This is a genomic window from Aeromonas sp. 603079 (genome assembly GCF_049172135.1).
Lineage (GTDB): Bacteria > Pseudomonadota > Gammaproteobacteria > Enterobacterales > Aeromonadaceae > Aeromonas > Aeromonas veronii.
This window is the reverse complement of the sequence record NZ_JAAKPX010000001.1, coordinates 232,556-253,745: the sequence shown is the minus strand read 5'-3', so window position 1 is coordinate 253,745 and position 21,190 is coordinate 232,556. Positions and strand designations below refer to the sequence as shown.

The following is a 21,190-nucleotide window of genomic DNA, read 5'->3' as shown; positions in this document are numbered from 1 at the left end:
CGAGGTATCGGTGTGCGATTACAGGCTGGCAGCGATGCGGGCGCCGAGGGCCGCGTTGTTCAGTACCAGCTGGATGTTGGCTGCCAGCGAGTTGCCGCCGGTCAGTTCGCAGACGCGGGCCAGCAGGAAGGGGGTTGACGCCTTGCCCTTGATCCCCTGCTCGTCCGCTTCATGGAGCGCTCGGGCGATGGCCGCGTCGATATCGGCTTTCGGCATGGCGTGTGCGGTCGGGATGGGGTTGGCCACTACGGCGCCGCCCGCCAGTCCCAGCTCCCACTTGAGGCGCAGCGCCTCGGCGATGGCTGCCGGGGTATCGAGGCGATAGTCAACCTTGAAGCCGCTCTCGCGGGTGTAGAAGGCGGGTAGCTCCTCGGTTTGATAGCCGATCACCGGCACGCCCTGGGTCTCCAGATACTCCAGCGTCAGGCCGATATCGAGGATCGACTTGGCACCGGCGCAGACTACGGCCACCGGCGTTTGTGCCAGCTCCTGCAGGTCGGCTGAGATATCGAAGGTCTCCTGCGCACCGCGATGTACCCCGCCAATGCCACCGGTGGCAAAGACCCGGATCCCCGCCATGGCGGCGATGATCATGGTGGAGGCGACGGTGGTGGCGCCCATTCCCTTGCGTGCCAGCACGAACGGAATATCCCGGCGGCTGCACTTGGTTACGTCGTGGCCTGCCCGGCCCAGCGCTTCCAGAGCCCCCGCATCGAGACCCACCTTGAGGCGGCCGTCGAGGATGGCGATAGTGGCTGGAATAGCGCCGTTATCGCGTACCACTTGCTCTACCTGACGGGCCGTCTCCACGTTCTGCGGATAGGGCATGCCGTGGGAGATAATGGTGGATTCGAGGGCAACCACCGGTTTGCCAGCGGCCAGCGCGGCAGCAACTTCCGGTTGGATATCGAGGTAAGTATTCAGCATGGGTACTCCTCCAGTATGCGGTCAACGGCGGTTTTGCAGAGACCGGAAAAAACGGTATCGGAACAATTGACGGTGAGGGCGGCACAGCCCAGGGCAAAACGGGTGGTCTGTGTGATATCGAGATCTTGCAGCCAGGCGTGGGCGAGGCCGGCCATAAAGGCATCCCCGCCACCGGTGACGTTGAGCACCGGGCTGCCCAGTATCGGCAGGTGGCCCTGCTGCTCGCCGTCGCTATAGAAGATCCCCTGCTCACCCAGACTGAGGAACAATCGCTTGACTCCGGCGCGGTGGAACCAGGCGGCTACCATGGGCCAAGAGTCTGGCCCGGCGATGGTCATGCCACACAGCTGCTCAGCCTCGCTGCGATTGGGTTTGAGGGTGTGGATCTTGCCGAGCCAGGGGCGGATCTTCTCCACCTTGGCCACCGAGACGGTATCGACAAAGATGGCGTGATCCCCCTGTCGTTCGAACAGCCAGTCGAGGGTGTGGATGGCCAGATTGGTGTCGAGCACCCAGAGCTTGGCACCCCCGAGAAAGCCGCCAAGGGGGGTCAGGCGGGCAGGGGTGAGCTGCTCTATGATAGCCATGTCGTTAATGGCGCAGCTCATTTCACCGCTCCCATCGTGAATGCTGAGGTAGCAGGAGGTCGCGTGACCATCGAGCACCAGGGTCTGGCGTACATCGACGCCGGCTCGTTGACTCACCTCTAGCAGATGGTGACCATACTGGTCGTTGCCGACGGCAGTCAGCAACCGGGTATCGCTCCCTAATCGCGCCAGATTCTCGGCGATATTGCGGCCGACACCACCGGCTGAAGTGCGCACTTTGCCCGGGTTGGAGTCACCGAGCAGCAGGTTGTCGTGGCTGGTGCCACAAATATCCATATTGGCACCGCCGATCACCACTACGTAGGGGCCTTCTCGCAGTACATAACCTCTGCCTTGCACATATCCCTGCCGGATCAGGCTGGAGATGTGGCTGGCCAGCGCGGAGCGGCTGATGCCGAGGCGATCGGCCAGATCCTGCTGGGCAATCATGGGATCCTGACGCAGCAGGGCTAGGATCTCTTGTTCACGCTCAGTCATAGACAAACATCCATTTACAAACGTTTGTCCATTATTGCTGGGAAACGTTTGCTGGCTATCGGCTTGTACAAAATTTGTCGGCTTGCGCACAAAAAATCGACATTCAAAGCTGGGTTGGCGAGCGGTTTAGCTGGGGAGGGGACTTTTAACGGGTCGGTGGCCCTGCAACGGCTTATAATGGCCGTCGCAAGATGAGGAGAGATGATGGAAAAGAGTGCATTCTGCTGCGTGGGGTTGGTCAATCCCAAGTCCCCGGAAAATGTCGGTTCCGTGATGCGGGCTGCGGGTTGTTACGGGGTGGACGAGGTCTACTACACCGGCAACCGCTTCGAGCTGGCGCGCCGCTTTGCCACTGATACCAAGCAGATGGTGGAGAAGATCCCGCTGCTCGGGGTGGATGATCTGATGGCGTTTATCCCGCAGGGATGCGTGCCCGTGGTGGTCGATCTGATCGACGGCGCTACACCGCTCCCCGACTATGTCCATCCGGAACGCGCTTTTTATATCTTCGGGCCGGAGGATGGTACGCTCGATCCTGCCCTCTATGGCGCGGTGAAAGATGTGGTTTATGTGCCGACCAGTGGCTGTATGAATCTGGCGGCCTCGGTCAATGTGATCCTCTACGACCGCTTGGCCAAGGGAATGAGGGGAGAGTAATTAGCGCAACGTTATCATTCAGTCTGCAGGACTGGCAGCCACTTTCTGTTCCAGTTCTTCGATAAAACCCTGATAGTAGTCATAGAGCTGATAGTGCTTATAGATCTCTGCCAGACCCCCGCTGCGGATCAACTCAACCATTCCCTTATCCCAGAGCTGTAACATCCGGTTGCCTTGCTGGGTATCGGCAAAAATGGGATAGGTCGGGATCCAGCGCAGGAAGACGCGATGCAGCTCGGGAGGGATAGCCTCATCCACATAGAGCACGCCGGCAGTGAGGTAAAAGCGATATCGCTCTTTACCAAGCAGTTGCAGGGCCAGCTCATCGCTGTCAATTTCATGCCACTGCATGGTGACCGCAATGTACTTGTCGAATGCCCAGCCCCGCCGCCATATCACGGTTTGCCCTTCCAGACTTTTCTCCCCTTGCCACTGGGGTTGCCATTTCTTGAGCATGAACACGGTCAGGTCATCCGCTGATGCCGGATAGCGAGATTGCTGGACGCCGGATACTTCATCGCGATATACCCCCATGGCGATATCTCCCCCTTTTTTTGCAATGACAGCGAGAGCGCGCTTATAGGGCACAATATGGGGGGTTACCTGATAGCCGTGAGGCTGGTAGATGGCTCGCACCAGATCTAGATAGAGGCCTTTGCCATCCTTTTGACAAAAACCGGGCCAATCATCGCAATAAACGTCAATAGACTCTGCCCGGCAATTCGCCGCAGTGAACAGACAACAGAGCAACAGACAGATGCGTAGCATGGTCAGAGCTGGCCTCGCTGGGGCAGAGGAAAAAACACTGATACCCTACTTTATACCATGGCATTGATGGCGACGGCGTACAGAAAAAATCCCTGATGTTCATTTTGCGACAGGGTCGAGAGTTATTTTCAATCTGATGGTTATGATGAACTCAAGATTCAATAGTACCCCAATCAGTAGAGGAGACTGCATTATGCCATCGATCAAAACTCTGCTTTGTCCTGTCGATTTTTCCCAAATGTCCCGGGCGGTACTCGACTATGCCGTATTCATGGCGCAGAGCCATGAGGCCCAGCTCAAGCTGATCCATGTCGTAGACCAACTGCACGGCTTTGACAGTTACAAAATTCTTCATATGACAGCCGTTGAGATCACTCACGAAATGGAGCGTCAGGCCAGAGCCCAACTCAAAGAGCTGATTGCCACCCTGCCTATTCCGGCAACGTTTGATATTCGCTTTGGCAGGGCAGCGGATGAAATCATTATCCAGGCCAAGGAAGACGAGGTTGAACTGATCGTTATGGGGAGTCACGGCCGCTCCGGCATCAGCCATCTGCTGGTAGGCAGCGTTGCCGAATCCGTGGTGCGTCATGCTCCGTGCCCGGTCCTGGTGGTGCGCCAATAACTCGTCCCGTTTAGTGTGAGAGCGTGACAAACAAGGCCAGCGATTGCTGGCCTTGTGTTTTATGGTGTTGTGCCCGTTAGCCGTGGGCGTAGATGACACTGCCCCCTTTTATGGTATCTATGATGGCCCTGGCTTGTTCCTTTGGCAGGGCGGGACAGCCCCAGCTGCGGCCCAGTTTGTCATATTTGCGCAGATGGTTTGGGCTGGCATAGGCGGCGCCATGCACCACGATGGCACGTTTGCGGGCATTGCAGTTTTTGCCGGGGCTGAGCCCATCCAGCCGCAGGGAGTAGCCATGCTTGCCCAAGTAGGTTTCTGCGGTACGATAGACGCCGAGGGAGCTTTGTCGGGAGTTGAGCTGGTTGGAAAAGCGCTCTGCGGCTAGTTCACCTGAGTTGCGGCCATGGCTTACCCAGGTGTGATAAAGCAGTTTGTGACGTTTCATGTCGATGACGAACAGCCTGCGCTGAGTCGAAGGCTTGCTGTAATCAATGATGGTCAGGATGGATTTTTGCTTGCTGCGTACGCTTTGATAGCTGACAAGGGCTTTTTGAAAGGTTTGTCTGTCGAGTTTGCCGGCCAGCCCAAGCTGCTGATAGAGGTTGCGCTCACTACTGGCGGCGCTATTCCCGCTCCAGCCGATGCTCACCAGCAACAGTAACACTGGCCACAGTGGCCCCCACCGTTTTCCGAGTAACTCTGTCATCCCTGCTCCCCTCTTTGCGCATCCTTGCTTGTCCAACGGGCTGAAATTACAGCTATCCGCTCGATAGTTATATGCAAGGTGCTGAAAACGCGCAATAAAAAACCGGCCGCAGAGCGGCCGGAAGAAATTCAAACAGTAGACATTGGTTTCACAGGGTATAACCGACAGTCAACCTTTTAGAAGTTGTACTGCAGGGCGACAGCAACAACGTCGTCGGTGTTCTTGCCCAGAGAGTTGGTGGACTTGCCATCAACAGAGTCAAGCAGGTTCAGCTTGTAGTCAACGTAGGCGTTGAAGTTCTCGGTAAAGTTGTACCAGGCACCGATGGATACGTACTCGGTGTAGGTGTCGTCAATGCCGTGGGCAGTATCTTTGACGTCAGTGCGCAGGTAAGCCAGAGAAGGCTTGAACTTGCCGATGGTGTACTGGGCAACGGCTTCGTAACCATCCATCTTCTCGGCGTAGCCGTTGTTGACGAACAGGTGGTTCTCACCGTGGGAATAGGTTGCCGCCAGATAGAGGTCGCCTGCAGCATATTTGGCACCGAAGCCCATCAGCTTGGCATCTTTCTCGCCGCCAAAGGCTGCGTAGCGGGCCTGTTCGGCAGTTTTGCCAGCCTGGTTGTATGCAGCGCCTAGGCTCAGACCCATATCGAAGTCATAGTTGGCAGAGAAGGCAAAGCCCTCTTTGGAACCAGTGCTGTTCCAGCTCTCACCGTTGTAGAGGTTACCGTTGAAGGACTCGGCAATGGCGCTGCGGCCAGCATTTTGCGGGGTATTGTTACCAGTGAACTGGGCACCCAGAGTCAGACCTTCGTAGTTGAAGATGTACTGAGCCAGACCGTTGGTACGGCCGGTACCGAATACTTCGGTATCTTTGCCCAGGCCATCACCACCCCATTCGGGCAGTACGTCGGTATAGTTGTTTACGGCCTTGGTGAACAGACCATCCTGACGGCCATAACTGAAGGCACCGAAGCGATCGTGCTGGATGCCGGCATAGGCGTAACGCAGTTCATCGTTGTCAGAACCGGAGGTCGGCAGGTTGTATTCGGCAAAGCCGAATGCCTTCATCTCGGGAGCGATCTTGGTCTCGCCAGCAACGTGCAGACGGAAGTAGCTCTGATCTCCTTCGGCGCTGTTGTTGTCAGTGCCGTAGTAGGCACCCTGGGCACGGCCACCGATATCCAGCTTGGTGTCGTTCTGGTTGTAAACGGTAGCAGCGTGGGCGCCACTGGCCAGCAGCAAGCTGGAGATGGCCATAGTCAGTGCAGACTTTTTCATATCCTTATTTCCTCTGATGTAAACACTTCCGAACCTGTGGTCGGTTCTATGGAAATCGGAAAGGGTCCGATAGCCACACGGTAGGCGCTTGAACCTTGACTGGGCCTGAATCTGTCGTTGTTTAATTTGGTGCTGAAGGGCGCTGTTGATACTGGATATGACGTTTTTTGACAGGTTAAAAAGAGATTAAATTCAATGAATTATTCTCTATTGGCTGTTTTGACATTAAAACTGGCCTGACCAATAAGGTCGATGACTCAAGTTGTGAGGCGTATCACGAAGGGGGAGAAGAGTGGCGGGAGGAAAATGGGACAGGAGCACTTGCCGTGCTCCTGTCTGGCGGTCAGCTTGCTTTTTGCCACAGTGTCATCAGCAAATCCTGTTCCAGCTGTGCCGGGCCTTGCTGGATAAAGGCATGGCGCTGTTCGCCGTTGGCGCGCCAGCCGAGACGGCTTGTCTCCAGAATAAAGGCGCGCATGGTCTGATCCATAGAGATAGGGAACTGGCAGCGCTCCTGGCTTACCAGTCGGAGACCGGCAAGCGAGGGCCAGCTTAAAGGGTGTTCCATACTCACCGGATTGAGGCTGACCCGCAGTTGCCACTGATGACGCGGGCCTGGCTGCAGATAGAGCAGATAGCCACCGGGGGCCAGCCAGCTGACCAGCTGTTCGGTCTTGACCTTGAGATCGTTGACCAGCAGCACCTGAGCAGAGCCCGGTTGCAACGGCGCGCGAGCGGGATCGGCAATGACAAACTGGCCGTCCGGCTGCGCTTTTTTGGCGGCAAAAATGGTGTTCTTGGCGATATCAACCCCAGCAAACTGCCAGCCGGGCAGGCGCTCTGCCAGCGCGCGGCAGTAGTAGCCTTCACCACATCCCAGATGAACCAGCTCTTGCGGGGCAAGGGGAGAGAGCAGGGCGGCCATGGCCTCGACCAGCGGCAGTTGGTTGCCGGCTTCCAGGAAATGGTGCTTGGCGCGCATCAGGGCGCGGCTGTCGCTGTCTTTGGGGTTTTTCTTGCCGGGGATGAGGTCCAGATAACCTTCCGGTGCCGGATCGAAGTGATGCTTGTTGTCGCAATAGCGCCCCTGGGAGGCTTCATGAAGATGGAGCGGACTGCGGCAGCGGGGACATTGAAGATGCATAGTAACTCTCTGGGCGAATGCCGGAACAGTGAAGGGCGTTCGGGATTATAGGGGAGAGGATCGAAAAAGGCTGCCGTAGCAGCCTTTTTTATCCCAAGGCCTCAGTTAGGCCTGTTGATGGGGCATCAGCGAGTACCAAATACCACAATGGTCTTGCCGTGAGCGGAGATGAGCTCCTGCTCTTCCAGCATCTTGAGGATGCGGCCCACGGTTTCACGGGAACAGCCGACGATCTGGCCGATCTCCTGACGGGTTATCTTGATCTGCATGCCATCCGGGTGGGTCATGGCATCTGGCTGCTTGGCCAGGTTGAGCAGAGTCTGGGCGATCCGGCCGGTCACATCCAGGAAGGCGAGGTTACCCACTTTCTGGCTGGTGTGCTGCAGGCGCTTGGCCATCTGGCCAGAGAGACGCATCAGAATGTCCGGGTTGACCTGGATCAGCTGGCGGAACTTCTTGTAAGAGATCTCTGCCACTTCGCAAGAGCCTTTGGCGCGAACCCAGGCGGAACGCTCGGGATTCTCGTTCTCCTCGAACATCCCCATCTCGCCCAGGAAGTCACCCTGGTTCAGATAGGAGAGGATCATCTCTTTGCCCTCATCGTCCTTGATCAAGACGGCCACAGTGCCCTTGACGATGTAGTAGAGGGTCTCCGCTTTTTCACCCGCATGGATCAGGGTGCTCTTCGCGGGATACTTATGAATGTGGCAGTGCGACAAGAACCATTCCAGGGTGGGATCGCTTTGCGGTTTGCCAATAACCATGAGAATTCCTCTGTAGTGTCTTTTTATGGACTTGTGCGTCCGGGCAAGCTGCCAATCTTGCCATTCCTTGTATTAGTCGCAGTAGGATAAGAGCCTTTGTCTGTGCTGACAAGGCTTTGCGCCCTTTTGCAAGAGCCCTTTGGGTAATGCCTGCTGCGCTGCTTCGGCCATTCTAGGGAAGATAGAGGTCGGAGATGTTGATTTTGATCTATTTCCATCCCAACTCCCCCTGTTCGGCAGAGATAAGCGACTGGGTTATGCTAGGGATCCATCATCACGATTAACAGGAGAGAGTGCGAGATGAAAGCCAAGGTCAGCTGGGTGGAAGGGATGAAGTTTGTGGGTGAGAGTGAATCCGGTCACAAGGTGATCCTGGATGGAGCCAACCCCGGTGAGGGGGCCAGCCCGATGGAGATGATCCTGCTGGCGGTCGGTGGCTGCAGCTCTATTGATGTGGTCTCCATCCTAGAAAAAGCGCGCCAGTCGGTGACCGCTTGTCATGTCGAGGTCAGTGGCGAACGGGTTGATAGCGTGCCCCGGGTTTTCGAGAAGATTAATCTGCACTTCGTGGTGACAGGCAAGGGATTGGCGGAGAAGCAGGTGGCCAGAGCGGTCGAGCTGTCGATGGAAAAATATTGTTCTGTTTCCCTGATGTTGGAAAAAGCGGTACAAATTACCCATAGTTATCAAATTGTTGAAGCTTGATAACGATAGTTTCGTTGGTACCCTGGCATAAGGCCGTTACGTAAGGCCACTGCACAAGGCCATGACATAAAGCCATTACATAAGGAAAGTGCAATGAAAAAATTGATCGCTCTGCTTCCCCTTTTGGGCCTGGCGGCGTGCAGCAGCCCGCAACCTACTCAGTATCAATACAGCCAATACCAGTGTGGTGAAGAGATGCTGGCCGTTACCTATGATGCCCAGGCTGACATGGTGCAGTTCCCCTATGCCGGGGTTTACCACAAGCTGGCGCGCGTTGAGTCTGAATCTGGCGCCAAATATTCCGACAGCGTCACCACTTTCTGGAATCAGGACAAACAAGCCCTCCTCACCCAGAAAGGGGTCACACTGCTGACCTGTACGCTTAAATAAGTGACCACAGATAGCTGAAGGTGTGCAGCTTTGTGCCCCGGTCTGGCCTAGGCCGGATTGGGTCAAGAGGTTGAGACCACAAAAAACGGCTTGCCGGGAGGCAAGCCGTTTTTCTATCCATCTGTTATCACTAAACAAGCACTAGTTGGTGGGGACGCGATTGAGCAGCTCGGCCGCGAGCTGCTGGCTAAGCGCCTGACGCTGGTTGTCTGCAATGCTCACGTCGCTGGTCAGCTGGATGATGCTGCTCCAGACCGCTTTCTGGGTTTTGCGATCGAGCAGCACGATGGCCAGCGACCCTTTGCGCTGGTTGGCCGAGGCATATACCCCGGGGGTCATGCCAAGACGTGCGAAAATCTCGCCGTCACTCATATCCTTGCCGCCCGCGACGCCGATGGCGACCCACAGATCCGCCTCGTCGAGTGGTGCGCTCTGCCACCCCTTGCCATTGAGCTCCCGGCTTACCGCCTGCTGCATCGGCTCCAGCCACCCTTCCGCCAGCTCACCGGCGAATTGATACTGCTCGGCCAGGGCGTAGCGCGGGGTTGCGCCATAGGTCCAGTTGCCAATCGGACGAACCAGCATGGTGCCGGACTCCAGCGTGGGGGCCGTCGGCCCGCTGCTGCAGCCGCCAAGCAGGGCGGCCAATACCACAGAGATAAACGCTAACCGCATTGTGAACTCCTTGGCTTAAGTGATCTTGCCGGTTTCAAGTAGTTGCTGGATGAGTGGCTTAAGGATCAACTCCATGGCAAACCCCATCTTGCCACCCGGCACGACGATGGTATTCATTCGTGACATGAATGAGCCGTCGATCATCGACAACAGATAGGGAAAATCGACCTGTTTTATGCCGCGAAACCGGATCACCAGCATACTCTCGTCCAGACTCGGGATCACCTTGGCACTGAAGGGATTGGAGGTGTCCACTGTCGGCACCCGTTGGAAGTTGATATGGGTGCGCGAGAACTGCGGGGTGATGAAGTTGATGTAATCATCCATGGAGCGGACTATGGAGTCGGTTACGGCCTCACGGGAGTGGCCGCGCTCCGAGGTATCGCGGATCAGCTTCTGGATCCACTCCAGGTTGACGATGGGCACCACGCCGATGAGAAAGTCCACGTGGCGGGCTACGTTGTGATCCTCAGTGACCACACCACCGTGCAGCCCTTCATAAAACAGCAGGTCAGTGTCGCTCGGCAGATGCTGCCAGGGGGTGAAGGTGCCGGGCATCTGGTTGAAGGGGACCGCCTCGTCAAAGCTGTGCAGATAGCGGCGATACTGGCCGGTGCCATCCTGGCCATAGCCCTGAAAAAAGCTCTCCAGCAAGCCGAAGTCATTGGCCTCGGGGCCAAAATAGCTGATGTGGCGTCCTTGTTCACGCGCCTTGCGGATTGCCACATCCATCTCGGGGCGGGTGTAGCGGTGAAAACTGTCACCTTCCACCACGGCTGCCTGATAACCCAATTGGTGGAACATGGATCGAAAGGCGATGGTGGAGGTAGAGGTACCGGCACCGGACGATCCGGTGACGGCGATAATGGGATGCTTGGCCGACATAGAATGCTCTCTTCCTTGGGAGTTTCGTTATACGGGCGTGAACCCGAGATGGTCAAGACGGCTCGTTGAAACGATCGCGTGGCACAATATTGACCGATTCATGCAACTCGCTATAGACGATCACGGCGATGCCTTGCTGTAATTGAGTCCTTACCATAGCGACTTTGGCTTCAAGCGAAACATCATGTTCGCCATATTCGGTGCCTTCTTGCAGCACAAACTGTTCGATCAGGTTGGTCAGGGTATCGGCATCCAACGCTTGCCAGGGGATTATCATGAAGGGATCTCGATGCAAAAGGGTATAACCGTCAGCTATTGTTGTGCGCAATAAAATGAGTGCAACCTCTTTTTACGCGTTTCGTGGAGTGTGAGACATGTTGTCTGAAGAGCAACGCCGGGCCCCCTCAACGATATCGGCTCACATGGATCTTGCTCGTCGCCAGGCCATCAGTCGCGGCATGGTCTGGTTCTGGTTGCTGAACTGGCTGGTTGTGCTGTTTCTGGCGATACGCTACCAGGTCTACAGCCAGGCAGGCCTGGCCAGTGACGGTACTCTGCCATGGCGCTTTCAGAGTGAGCTGGGCTTTGTCATGGTCGTGCTGCTGCTGCTGCCGGTTGCAGCCCTGCTCTGCAATCATCTGCAGGATCGAGTCTGGCTATGGTGCGCATTGGTCGTAATGCTGGTCTGGGGGGTCGTCTGGACGCTGCATATCTTCACCATTGGTGAAGTTGAGCTGCGAGGAGGGGCAAGTTATGCCAACGGGATCATGCGCCTCAATTTACTGGCTGCGCTGATCGCGTTTTATCCCGACCGACGCGTGTTGTATGCCTATCTCAGTGTACCGTTGCTATTTGGCGTTGCGCGTTTGTGGTGGCTGGAGGTGGATTTTCCGCAGCTTTATCTGCTTGAGGTGGTATGTACCATAATGGCGCTGGAGGTTGGTCGCCGGATGCTGCATCGCTGGTTTGAATTGGCCGTGATGCGTGAGCATGACAATCTGGCCCTGTTGCGGCGCCTCGATGCACTGGCCAAGCAGGATCCACTGACTGGTCTTGCCAATCGGCGCCACTTCAGTCAGGAGCTCGAACGCTGCAAAGCCCATAGTCAGTCGAGCGGCGCCCCGCTTGCCCTTATCCTCATCGATGTGGACTACTTCAAACGCTTTAACGATCACTATGGCCATCAGGCGGGAGATGTCTGCCTGCGGGAAGTGGCGCAGTTGATGATGCGTGTGGTGCGCAGTGAGGCGGAGCTGGCTGCCCGTTACGGCGGTGAGGAGTTTGTGTTGCTGCTACCCGATGCCGATAGTCAGGGCGCAGCTAAGGTAGCGCAGCGGTTGCAGGATGGGCTGGCCGAATTGCAGCTTGAGCATCTGGCATCCGATGTTGCCAGTCGGGTGACCATCAGTCAGGGGATCGCGACACTGGAAGGCGGGGAGAGTGGTGAGCAGCTACTGGCGCGGGCCGACCAGGCCCTCTACATGGCCAAGGCTGGGGGTCGCAATCAGTTCTGCACCGCACCCTGAGTCTGTTCGGCAATCCAGCGACTGATCCGTTCATCCAGCCAAAACCGTGGCCGCCAGGGCGTGCCGTGCAGAAAGCCGACATGGCCGCCACGCTGGCTCAGCTCATAGCGCACCGTGGGCGAGAGTTGCTCCGGCCGGGGAATGACCGAGTGTGACATAAAGGGATCGTCGGCGGCGTGCAGGATCAGGGTAGGGATGGGGATTTGAGCCAGCAGCGTTAGTCCCGAGCAGCTCTGGTAGTAGTGGGTTGCGCTGTGAAAGCCGTGCAGCGGCGCGGTAACCAGCTCGTCAAAATCGCGCAGGGTGGCAATCTGCTCCACTTGTCGAGGTTGCCAGCGTTCACTCGCTTTCTGCTGCTGGCTGATCTTGTTGAGCAGGTTGCGGCGCATGGTGCGCAGCAGATAGTTCTGATAGACCTTCGAGAAGCCCTGATTGACCCGCTCGGCGCAACTCTCCAGCTGCAGCGGGGCCGAGACCACCACCGCCGCTTTCAATGCCGCAGGACAACCCCGCGCCAGCAGATTGACCAGCATATTGCCACCCAGTGAAAAGCCGATGGCGATCAGCGGTTTGCCCGGGAAGCGCTGGCTCAGCTCGGCAATCAGCTCCTGCGCATCACCGATGGCGCCGGAGTGATAGGCCTGCAGGTGGCGATTTGGCTCGCCACTGCAACCGCGAAAGTGCATCAGCACAGCCTCTCTGCCTTCTTGCTGCAGGTGGGCGAACAATCCCTTGGCATAGTGGGAGTGAATGCTCCCCTCCAGCCCGTGAAAGACCACCACCAGTGGTCGCGAATCTGTCGTGATCTCGCCGCTCCAGGCGAGATCGACAAAATCCCCGTCAGTCAGTTCGAAGCGCTCGGCCACAAATCGGGCCGGAGTCCGGCGCAGCCATTTGGGCAATATGGTCTGCAGATGAGGATTGCGGGCCCACCAGGGGGCGTGGAAGTGGCTTTCGGTCAGCATGGCGTCGTCGGTCTGGGTCGAAGATAGAGGGGCGAGAGGTGTTCAGCTCCCGCCAGTCATTGGCTTATTTCAGCAGGCGATCGTGATGTTCGGCACCGCGCAACATGGCCTGGATCAGCTCGTTGGCCTCGAACTTGGTCAGCGCCTCATGGGCGCCCACCTGATGGGCCCGCTCCACACTGATCTCGCTGGAGAGGGAGGTGTGCAGGATGATGTAGGCCCCCGCCAGTTTGCTGTCGCTCTGTACCTCGAAGGCCAGCTCGTAGCCATCGAGCCCAGGCATCTCGATATCGCTCACCAGAATATCGATGGGGGTCTGCTGGCTGGCACGTTGTTGCATCAGGGTCAGTGCGTCCTTGCCATTGGTACAGACCTCATAAGGGATATTGATGTAATCGAGGGCTGCCATCAGCTGGCGACGGGCGACCGAGGAGTCATCAACCAGCAGGATCCGCATCGGCTTGATCCGCTCCCGCTGCACATCGGTCAGCACCGGATAGAGGTGGCTCGGATCGTCCGGATAGACCCGGGAGAGGATCAGCTCCACATCCAGCAGCTGGATCAGCTGGTCATTGACCCGGGTGACACCAGTCACAAACACATTGTGGCCGAGGGCGGCGGGAGGTGACTCGATATCGCGCCAGTTGCACTCGGTGATCTTGTCGATGCCTCGCACCAGAAAGCCCACCAGGGTGCGGCGGCAATCGGTGATGATGATAAAGCAGTGGGGCATCTCCTCCTTGCTGATGGGGCGATAACCCACCGCCATCGCCATGTCGATCACCGGAATGGTGGCGCCGCGCATATTGGCGGCCCCCAGCACGGTCGGATGCGAGTGCGGCATGGCGGTCAGCTGGGTGTAAGGGACTATCTCCTTTACCTTGAGGGTGCCTATGGCAAAGGATTGCTGGGCTGAAAGGTGAAACAGCAACATGCCCTGGGATTGATTGGCTTTGCTCGTCATGGCAGATGTCCTGTTGGTCGAAAGGTTGGCAGTCACTTCAGGCCTTTAGCATAAAGGATTACGGGGGGGATGGCCCTTCCTTGTTAACGACCATCTGGCAAAAAACTGGACTCGTTCAGCCAATTTAGTTGGCGCATTCATACCTGTGTCCGGTTATTGATCGCCATCCTCGCCAACGCCCCACTGCTGGCAGGCCGCTTGCAATGCGGCCTCATCGGCATAACCCAGCTTGCTGGCCACCTGCGCGGGTTTGCTGCCGCCCTTGAGCAATCTGAGCGCCTGCAGCAGTTGCCACTGTTGTTGCAATTCACTCCCTTCCACCGGCGCATCGGCTTGTTGTGCCCACTGTTGCAGAGACTCCGGTTGGCCATTGGCCAGCGCTTGCCAGCAGGCTTGCAGCTCACCGTGACCCTGCTGGCTGATGGCACACTGTTGCAGCTCATCCAGGATCACCTGCAGTCGCTGACCGTAGGCCCCTTGCCACTCTTTTGGACGTTGCCACCGTGCCAGCGAGTCGAGCAGGGCATCGAGCAGCGGGGTGGTCTGCAGCCAGCCTGCCTGCTGCGGCTGAGCCACGCGCAAAGAGACATTCAGCTGATCGTACTCGCAACCGCTGAGGGGGCTGAAGGCCGCAAGTGCATCGGCGCAGAGCCAGAAGCTGCAGCCTGCCGGAAGCAACAGCTCATGTTGGCCCAGTCTCAGCAGCGCGGCGCCCCGGGTGATCCGCAACAGCTGCCCGACCGGGGTCCGTTTGCGGTTGCCGGCGTGCAGGCCCTGGCAGGAAAAATGGTGATACTCGATGGCGTGATGCATGTAAAAACCCTGATATGATGCTGCCTGGAGGTAACAAATATGGAAACCAGACGTAAAAAACGTTTCATTGCCGGTGCAGTCTGCCCGGCGTGCGGCAAGCTGGACAACATGATGCTGTATCTGGAGCATGGAGTCGAGAAGGTGACCTGCGTCGCCTGTGGCGATACCCAGGTACAAACGCCTGCCGAGGTCGACAAGCAGACTCGAGAGGCGGAAGAGGTGATAGGGGTGTTTCGCCCCTGATAAGGGAACGGCGGGTGGAATGCGGGTCTCCTCGCTGACGCTGTTGCCGTTTTTTTCGTCACTCCGTGGCGCCGCACGGCATATGCGCGGCCCGCTTTTTAGGGTATTCTGAGCCCGTTTTTTTCTATCCGCAGGATCCTGACATGAAAGTAGCTCCTCTGAGCGTGGTTACGCTGGAATACACAGTCACCGACGAGCACGGTGAAGTCATCGACAGCACTGTCGGCAAAGAGCCGCTGGTCTATCTGCACGGCACCCGTTACCTGGTCTCAGGCCTGGAAGCCGAGCTGGAAGGTCGCGCGGTAGGTGAAGCCTTCGAAGTGACTCTGGCACCGAGCCAGGCCTACGGCGAATATGACGAGACACTGGTACAAGAAGTACCGGGCGAGCTGTTCGACGGCATGGAAGTCTCCGAAGGGGATACTTTTGTGGCTGAAACCGACGATGGTCACCGTCCGGTGACCGTGGTTGAAGTGTCCGAAGAGTTCGTCAAAGTGGATGGCAACCATCCGCTGGCAGGCGTAACCCTGGGCTTCAAGGTCGAGATCAAGGACGTGCGTGCCGCCACTGCCGAAGAGCTGGCCCACGGCCACGTTCACGGTGCCGGTGGTTGCGGTCACGATCACGGTCATGACCACGATCACGGCGGCTGCTGTGGTGGTCATGGTCACGACCACGATGAGGATCACGGCCACGGCGGTTGCTGCGGTGGTGCTGGCCACGGTCACGATCATGGCCACGACCACGGTGATGACCATGGTCACGGCGGCTGCTGCGGTGGCGGCGGTTGTGGTGGAAAGGGCCATCACCACTGATCACGGCCATGCCGATGATAAAAAACCCGCGATTATCGCGGGTTTTTTATTGGCTGACAGTGATGCCGAACCATGTTGCCTGACCAGAGATTGCGCCGGATCAGTAGTGCGGCGGCGGGGTCTCTTCGGCCATACTGGCAATCTGGCTGGGCTGTACGCTTTGCAGTTTGTCGATCAGCAGCTGGATCTGGTATTTGAGCCGATCGAGTTCACGGCCCTGGGTGGTTACCTCGTCGTTGAGCTGCTCTATGGTGTACTCCGCATAGGCGAGACGGGTTTCCAGGGTTTCGATGCGATCGTTAAGTTGCTGACTCATGGGCCTTCGGGTCCTTACTTGATTGTCCAGATTTCGGCCAGACCACTGGAGCTGGCACTGACAAGGTGGCTATTGTCGCGCAAAGCGACGCCGTAGACCACTGCGCTGGGCGGTTTCACCTTGGGTTGTGGCGAGACGCGCCAGCTCTGCAGCAGGGCACCATCGCTCACTTGCCACAGGGAGAGCTGACGGGAAGGGGCGCCGGTGATGAGCCACTTGCCATCGTTGGCAAAGCGGGCGCTGGTGTAGACCTCGAAGCGGTGATCATATTGCAGCTGACTCACCTCTTTGCCGGTTTTCAGATCCCAGATGCTGGCCCGGCTGCTGTCGGCGGTGAAGGCGTAGCGGCCGCTCGGCTCCAGTCTGGCCATGATCACCCGGCCACCATGGTTGAACCGCCAGATCACCTGCCCGCTGCGGGTATCCCACAGATAGGCGCTGTAGTCGTTGCCGCCGGTCAGGGCGTAGCGACCGTTGGCGGAGAGATCCACCGTATTGATCTGTTCGGTGTGCCCCAGAAACTGCAGGCGCCGCCCGCTTCGGGTATCGACCCACTCTGCCTTGCCATCTTCCCGCCCGATCAGCACATTACGGCCATCCGCCGAGAGGGCAATATCCCTCAGCCTGGATTCAGGAAGCGAGTAGTAGCCTTGTGACTGCCCGTCCTGAAGCCGCCAGGTGGCAAAGGTGGTCGCAGTGGCGGTAACGGCGAAACCATCTCCTTGGGCAAAACGGACGATGGAGACTAGATCATCCGGTGAATCGGACTGTTTCCAGCGCCAGCGCTGGCGGTTTTGTGCCAAGTCCCAGACGATGATGCCCTGGCTGATGCTGGAGACGATGGCCTGCTTGCCATCACTGGAGAGATCTGCGGTTAGCAGACCCGTGCTGGCGAGGGTCATTTGCTGGTTGGGTTGGGAGCTTTGCTCGCAACCGGTGAGCATTAAACAGAGGCTCACCAGATAAATGGCACTTTTTATCATTTTTGCGGTCTCACGCTTTTGTTACCTGCGATCACGGCGTTAGTATAAGGCGCTTATCACGATAAACCTCTCATTTCACGATGGAACCGAGAGCGGTATTTGGAGTTTGGAGAAACTGATGAACAAATTTCTGAAGGTGTCCCTGTTGGCGGCGGCCGTTGCCGTCGGTCTGACTGCTTGCCAAAAAGACGAGAAGCCTGCTGCGGCCAATACCGCCGAAGTGAAGGCAGAAGCCAGCAAGCCGGCAGAGGCGACCAAGGCTGAAGCCAAGAGCTTTGAAGAGCAATCTGGCTACGCAATTGGCCTCTCCATGGGTCGTTACATCGCCAATACCCTGGAGCGTCAGCAGGAACTGGGCATCAAACTGGACAACGCCGTGATCCTGAAAGGGGTGACTGACGGTCTGGGCAAAGAAGCCAAGATGACTGATGAAGAGATCCAGAAGGTACTGCAGGATTACGACGCCAAGATCAATGAGCTGACCAAGGCCAAGGCCGAGAAAGACGCCGTTGAGAATCTGAAGAAGGGCGAAGAGTTCCTGGCTGCCAACGCCAAGAAAGAGGGTGTGAAGAGCACTGAATCCGGCCTGCAATACGTGGTCGAGAAGATGGGCACTGGCGCCAAGCCGAAATCTACCGATATCGTCAAGGTGCACTACACCGGTACCCTGACCGACGGCACCAAGTTCGACAGCTCCGTCGATCGCGGCGAGCCGGCTACCTTCCCGCTCAACCAGGTTATCCCAGGTTGGACCGAAGGTGTTCAGCTGATGCCGGTTGGCTCCAAGTTCAAGTTCTTCCTGCCGTCCAAGCTGGCCTATGGCGAGCACGGTGCAGGCTCCATCCCGGCGAATGCCGTACTGGTGTTTGACGTTGAGCTGCTGGCTATCGAGAAGCCGACTGCAGACGATGCCAAGAAGTAATCTTTTCTTGTAGTGAAAAACGGCTCCTTAAGGAGCCGTTTTTACTTGTGTATTCCCTGCAATCGCGGGATAACAGAGCTGTCTTGGCGTTGGGTTTGCGCGCGAAAATAAGGCAAAATAGATCGCAGAATCAAATACAAGGATGAGTCCAGTGGCTGAAAATAAATCGCGTGTCCTGCTGGTGGAAGATACCCGTAGTCTGGCGGTGGTCTATGAACAGTACCTGCGCCAGGAGGGGTACGAGGTAGTGCTGGCCGACTGTGGTCAGCAGGCGTTGGCACAGTTGCTGGCAAGTCCTCCCCCCGTGGTGCTGCTGGATCTGGAGCTGCCGGATATGTCCGGTATGGATATTCTGCAGATGATCACCGAACAGCAGTTGCCTTGCTCGGTGGTGGTGATCACCGCCCACGGCTCGGTGGATGTGGCGGTGGAGGCGATGCGCCTCGGAGCCTTCGATTTTCTGACCAAGCCGTTTGACAGCAAGCGGCTCTGCGCGACTGTTCGCAATGCCTTGAAACACCAGCAGTTGAGCTCGCTGGTTGCCCACTATCGGGAGAATTTCGAGCGCAGCTCCTTCTTCGGTTTTATCGGTGCCTCCATGTCGATGCAGGCGGTCTATCGCATCATCGAGAGCGCGGCGCCCAGCAAGGCGACCGTCTTTATCACTGGCGAGAGCGGCACCGGCAAAGAGGTGTGTGCCGAGGCGATTCACCAGTGCAGTCCCCGCAGCGAACAGCCCTTTATTGCCCTCAACTGCGCCGCCATTCCCCACGATTTGATGGAGAGCGAGATCTTTGGTCATGTGAAGGGCTCTTTTACCGGTGCCCAGGGGGATCGCAAAGGGGCGGCCAGCCTGGCTGATGGTGGCACCCTGTTTCTCGACGAGATCTGCGAGATGGACCTGGATCTGCAGAGCAAGTTGCTGCGCTTTATTCAGACCGGCACAGTGCAGCGGGTCGGCAGCGGCAAGCTCGAGACGGTGGATGTGCGCTTTATCTGCGCCACCAACCGGGATCCGCTGGTGGAGGTGAAAGCAGGCCGTTTTCGCGAGGATCTCTACTATCGGCTCCACGTCATTCCCCTCACCCTGCCGCCGCTGCGGGAGCGGGGCGAGGATATCCTGCTGCTGGCGCGTACCCTGTTGCAGAGCTACGCCAAGGAGGAGAACAAACGCTTCAAGGATTTTGACGTTGAGGCGGCGCGAGTGCTGCTCGACTACCCCTGGCCTGGCAACGTACGCGAGCTGCAGAACGTGGTGCGCAATATCGTGGTGCTCAACGACAAGGAGCTGGTGAGCCCGGATATTCTGCCGCCACCGCTCAATGGGGTTCGCCCCCAACTGCCGGCTGCGATTGCGGCAGTGGTGGCATCGGCTCCGGCCGCCACCGGGGTGGCCAACGGGCCAATTCGTCCGCTCTGGCTGGTGGAGAAAGAGGTGATCGAACAGGCCATCGCCAGCTGTGATGGCAATATTCCCAAGGCGGCGGCCCTGCTCGAGATCAGCCCCTCCACCATTTACCGTAAAAAGCAGGGGTGGGAGGAGTCCAATCGGGCCTGAACCATCTTGCCAGCAGAGAGGGCGGCTAGCGTGCCGCCCTTTCTATTTTGGGGGATCAGAGTTTGGCGAGGCGCTTGAGGCGGGCCAGTCGCTCCCCCTTGTTGGCGCTGAACCAGCGGTCCTGTGACAGCAGAAACCAGGCGCGGGAGAAGTATTCCGCGGCCAGCGGATCGTCCAGCACCAAGGCATTCTCCCCCAGCTCCTCGAACAGATAACCATCCTCAGGTTCGCCTGCCTCGGCCATATCGGCCTTGAGCTGGTGCAGCTCTGCCAGCGCCTGCTGGTGCTGACCCTGGGCCCGGGTCAGGCGAGCCAGACTCCAGCGGGCGATAAATGCCTTGGCCGGCTGGTTATGCTGCAGATGCCAGGCCAGACACTTCTGTTGCTGGGTTTTCGCCTCCTCAAAGCGGCCCAGTTCGAACAGGGTCCAGCCCTGATTGTTGTAAAGGGGGGCCAGCCAGCCACGCGCCTTCTCGTCACTGCTGCGTTCCGCCAGCTCCATCGCCAGTTGATGCCAGCGGCTCTGCTCTTCCAGTGGTGCGGCGATGGCGATCATGTGAGCGGCGTCGATGGCGAGATAGGTCTCCTTCTCCTTGAGCCCCCACTGCCAGGCTTGTTCAAACAGCGGTTTGGCACTGGCTTTGTCGCCCGCCGAGTTAAAGGTGCGGCCTCGTTCCAGCAGGGCCCTGATCCGCGCTCTGGGGGTTGTATCTGTGAGACGAGGCGCTATCTCGTCGAGCAGCTGGTGGGCTTCGGCAAACTGGCGCTGCAGCGAATGGGTACGGGCAATTTGGGTCAGCAACTCCAGTTCGAGTTGCAGGTCGGCGGCGGCGCGCGCTTCGGGAAGAAGGGTGTGAAAACGAAGGGCACTGGCGGCGGGATCCTGATAATCCCACAGCGCCATGAAATCGGGCGGATTGTCCATTTGGCCTCCTTGCTGGTTATCCTGTCACCAAGATGCCTGCAGGCCATTGTTTGTACAAGGGCGCCCGTCACAGAGCGCCCCTTGAGCCATGCTAACGGTTGTGCCAGCCGATCAGTAGACCATGGCCAGGCTCATCAGCATCAGGCCGAGGGCGGCAAAGGCCCCCTCCTTGATGGCGAGCCGTGGCACCAGCGCCTTGGGCAGGGCCGGAAACAGGCTCAGGGCAAAGCCAAGCCCCGGCATCAACCAGTGGAATGCCGGATCGCGCAGGGCGGGATTGGCGGCTCCATTGATGATGATCAGCAAAATAAACAGGGTGAAGGCGGGGAGGATAAACCAGCGTACCCCGCCGGCGGCGACCGCCCGCAGCGGCGAAATGCGATAGAGCAGCATGGTCACAAGGAACAGAACAAAAGGGGCCAGCAGATAGAGCGGAGCGGGGTTCATAACATCTTTCCTGAAAACTGATCGTCAAAAAACAGGGAGTCCGGTGCAAGAGGCGCGGGATTTAACCACTCTTCGCAGGTAATCACCAGCAGCCCGGGC

General features: G+C 57.9%; 26 protein-coding genes. 9 read left to right on the top strand and 17 right to left on the bottom strand.

Translation table 11 applies throughout. From position 1 onward, the window contains the following. Positions 1-18: 18 nt before the first annotated feature. Complete coding sequence (locus G5287_RS01160; RefSeq protein ID WP_227342029.1) at positions 19-927, bottom strand: pseudouridine-5'-phosphate glycosidase; 909 nt, start codon at positions 925-927, stop codon at positions 19-21. Then, the gene (locus G5287_RS01155; RefSeq protein ID WP_227342030.1) at positions 921-2,012 is read right to left on the bottom strand and encodes a PfkB family carbohydrate kinase; all 1,092 of its coding nucleotides are present in this window, start codon (positions 2,010-2,012) and stop codon (positions 921-923) included. The genes G5287_RS01160 and G5287_RS01155 overlap by 7 nt, the downstream gene beginning before the upstream one ends. A gap of 204 nt (positions 2,013-2,216) precedes the next feature. Between G5287_RS01155 and G5287_RS01150 the strand changes: the two genes are divergently transcribed. Beyond that, a complete protein-coding gene (locus tag G5287_RS01150; RefSeq protein ID WP_216954310.1) occupies positions 2,217-2,669 on the top strand; it encodes an RNA methyltransferase in 453 nt (150 codons plus the stop codon). A gap of 18 nt (positions 2,670-2,687) precedes the next feature. Here G5287_RS01150 and G5287_RS01145 read toward each other — a convergent pair whose 3' ends face one another. Continuing rightward, positions 2,688-3,437 (bottom strand): substrate-binding periplasmic protein, encoded by a 750-nt coding sequence (locus G5287_RS01145; RefSeq protein WP_216961110.1) that lies wholly within the window; start codon positions 3,435-3,437, stop codon positions 2,688-2,690. 193 nt (positions 3,438-3,630) lie between these two features. On the opposite strand from G5287_RS01145, the gene G5287_RS01140 reads away from it, so the two are divergent. Next, a complete protein-coding gene (locus G5287_RS01140; protein WP_216952973.1) occupies positions 3,631-4,062 on the top strand; it encodes a universal stress protein in 432 nt (143 codons plus the stop codon). Between the two features lie 76 nt (positions 4,063-4,138). On the opposite strand, the gene G5287_RS01135 is transcribed toward G5287_RS01140, so the two are convergent. The 4 genes from G5287_RS01135 to crp form a co-directional block, all read right to left on the bottom strand. Continuing rightward, on the bottom strand, positions 4,139-4,768 hold the full coding sequence (locus G5287_RS01135; RefSeq protein ID WP_216952974.1) for a murein L,D-transpeptidase catalytic domain family protein: 630 nt from the start codon (positions 4,766-4,768) through the stop codon (positions 4,139-4,141). A gap of 176 nt (positions 4,769-4,944) precedes the next feature. Then, the gene (locus G5287_RS01130; RefSeq protein ID WP_227342031.1) at positions 4,945-6,051 is read right to left on the bottom strand and encodes a porin; all 1,107 of its coding nucleotides are present in this window, start codon (positions 6,049-6,051) and stop codon (positions 4,945-4,947) included. 343 nt (positions 6,052-6,394) lie between these two features. Further along, positions 6,395-7,195 (bottom strand): putative RNA methyltransferase, encoded by an 801-nt coding sequence (locus G5287_RS01125; protein WP_421230649.1) that lies wholly within the window; start codon positions 7,193-7,195, stop codon positions 6,395-6,397. A 125-nt stretch (positions 7,196-7,320) separates the two neighbouring features. Next, positions 7,321-7,959, bottom strand: coding sequence for a cAMP-activated global transcriptional regulator CRP (crp, locus tag G5287_RS01120; RefSeq protein WP_005335304.1), 639 nt, complete (start codon positions 7,957-7,959; stop codon positions 7,321-7,323). 300 nt (positions 7,960-8,259) lie between these two features. On the opposite strand from crp, the gene G5287_RS01115 reads away from it, so the two are divergent. Together G5287_RS01115 and G5287_RS01110 are read left to right on the top strand one after the other, a co-directional pair. Beyond that, positions 8,260-8,664, top strand: a complete 405-nt coding sequence (locus G5287_RS01115) for an OsmC family protein (RefSeq protein WP_421230648.1) — start codon at positions 8,260-8,262, stop codon at positions 8,662-8,664. A gap of 93 nt (positions 8,665-8,757) precedes the next feature. Further along, positions 8,758-9,054: an MliC family protein gene (locus G5287_RS01110; protein ID WP_040067985.1), complete on the top strand. Its 297-nt coding sequence runs from the start codon at positions 8,758-8,760 to the stop codon at positions 9,052-9,054. A 141-nt stretch (positions 9,055-9,195) separates the two neighbouring features. On the opposite strand, the gene G5287_RS01105 is transcribed toward G5287_RS01110, so the two are convergent. The 3 genes from G5287_RS01105 to G5287_RS01095 are packed head-to-tail and all read right to left on the bottom strand — an operon-like array spanning position 9,196 to position 10,891. Next, the gene (locus G5287_RS01105; protein WP_421172146.1) at positions 9,196-9,729 is read right to left on the bottom strand and encodes a DUF4136 domain-containing protein; all 534 of its coding nucleotides are present in this window, start codon (positions 9,727-9,729) and stop codon (positions 9,196-9,198) included. Positions 9,730-9,744: 15 nt separating this feature from the next. Further along, positions 9,745-10,614: a phosphoribulokinase gene (locus tag G5287_RS01100; RefSeq protein WP_157162054.1), complete on the bottom strand. Its 870-nt coding sequence runs from the start codon at positions 10,612-10,614 to the stop codon at positions 9,745-9,747. Positions 10,615-10,666: 52 nt separating this feature from the next. Further along, the gene (locus G5287_RS01095) at positions 10,667-10,891 is read right to left on the bottom strand and encodes a YheU family protein (RefSeq protein WP_216952980.1); all 225 of its coding nucleotides are present in this window, start codon (positions 10,889-10,891) and stop codon (positions 10,667-10,669) included. A gap of 145 nt (positions 10,892-11,036) precedes the next feature. Between G5287_RS01095 and G5287_RS01090 the strand changes: the two genes are divergently transcribed. Beyond that, positions 11,037-12,140, top strand: a complete 1,104-nt coding sequence (locus tag G5287_RS01090) for a membrane-associated sensor domain-containing protein (protein ID WP_421230647.1) — start codon at positions 11,037-11,039, stop codon at positions 12,138-12,140. Here G5287_RS01090 and G5287_RS01085 read toward each other — a convergent pair. The 3 genes from G5287_RS01085 to G5287_RS01075 form a co-directional block, all read right to left on the bottom strand. Continuing rightward, entirely contained in the window at positions 12,119-13,105 is a 987-nt protein-coding gene (locus tag G5287_RS01085) for a hydrolase (protein ID WP_421230646.1), read from the bottom strand. The two genes, G5287_RS01090 and G5287_RS01085, sit on opposite strands and share 22 nt — an antisense overlap. 64 nt (positions 13,106-13,169) lie before the next feature. Beyond that, positions 13,170-14,069, bottom strand: coding sequence for a chemotaxis protein (locus G5287_RS01080; RefSeq protein ID WP_227342036.1), 900 nt, complete (start codon positions 14,067-14,069; stop codon positions 13,170-13,172). Positions 14,070-14,222: 153 nt separating this feature from the next. Then, complete coding sequence (locus G5287_RS01075) at positions 14,223-14,882, bottom strand: hypothetical protein (protein ID WP_257691718.1); 660 nt, start codon at positions 14,880-14,882, stop codon at positions 14,223-14,225. Positions 14,883-14,921: 39 nt separating this feature from the next. On the opposite strand from G5287_RS01075, the gene G5287_RS01070 reads away from it, so the two are divergent. Continuing rightward, positions 14,922-15,125: a YheV family putative zinc ribbon protein gene (locus G5287_RS01070; RefSeq protein WP_005335287.1), complete on the top strand. Its 204-nt coding sequence runs from the start codon at positions 14,922-14,924 to the stop codon at positions 15,123-15,125. A 143-nt stretch (positions 15,126-15,268) separates the two neighbouring features. Beyond that, positions 15,269-15,940, top strand: a complete 672-nt coding sequence (gene slyD, locus G5287_RS01065; protein ID WP_100645229.1) for a peptidylprolyl isomerase — start codon at positions 15,269-15,271, stop codon at positions 15,938-15,940. Positions 15,941-16,040: 100 nt separating this feature from the next. Here slyD and G5287_RS01060 read toward each other — a convergent pair whose 3' ends face one another. Then, positions 16,041-16,256: a SlyX family protein gene (locus tag G5287_RS01060; protein ID WP_005335285.1), complete on the bottom strand. Its 216-nt coding sequence runs from the start codon at positions 16,254-16,256 to the stop codon at positions 16,041-16,043. A 14-nt stretch (positions 16,257-16,270) separates the two neighbouring features. Continuing rightward, the gene (locus G5287_RS01055; RefSeq protein ID WP_421230645.1) at positions 16,271-17,239 is read right to left on the bottom strand and encodes a hypothetical protein; all 969 of its coding nucleotides are present in this window, start codon (positions 17,237-17,239) and stop codon (positions 16,271-16,273) included. Positions 17,240-17,357: 118 nt separating this feature from the next. On the opposite strand from G5287_RS01055, the gene fkpA reads away from it, so the two are divergent. Together fkpA and G5287_RS01045 are read left to right on the top strand one after the other, a co-directional pair. Then, positions 17,358-18,161, top strand: a complete 804-nt coding sequence (gene fkpA / locus G5287_RS01050; protein ID WP_005335283.1) for an FKBP-type peptidyl-prolyl cis-trans isomerase — start codon at positions 17,358-17,360, stop codon at positions 18,159-18,161. Positions 18,162-18,312: 151 nt separating this feature from the next. Next, the gene (locus G5287_RS01045; RefSeq protein ID WP_236301501.1) at positions 18,313-19,719 is read left to right on the top strand and encodes a sigma-54-dependent transcriptional regulator; all 1,407 of its coding nucleotides are present in this window, start codon (positions 18,313-18,315) and stop codon (positions 19,717-19,719) included. Between the two features lie 55 nt (positions 19,720-19,774). On the opposite strand, the gene G5287_RS01040 is transcribed toward G5287_RS01045, so the two are convergent. Further along, a complete protein-coding gene (locus G5287_RS01040; RefSeq protein ID WP_421230644.1) occupies positions 19,775-20,644 on the bottom strand; it encodes a tetratricopeptide repeat protein in 870 nt (289 codons plus the stop codon). A 111-nt stretch (positions 20,645-20,755) separates the two neighbouring features. Beyond that, complete coding sequence (locus G5287_RS01035) at positions 20,756-21,091, bottom strand: hypothetical protein (protein WP_107684268.1); 336 nt, start codon at positions 21,089-21,091, stop codon at positions 20,756-20,758. Positions 21,092-21,190: the final 99 nt, after the last annotated feature.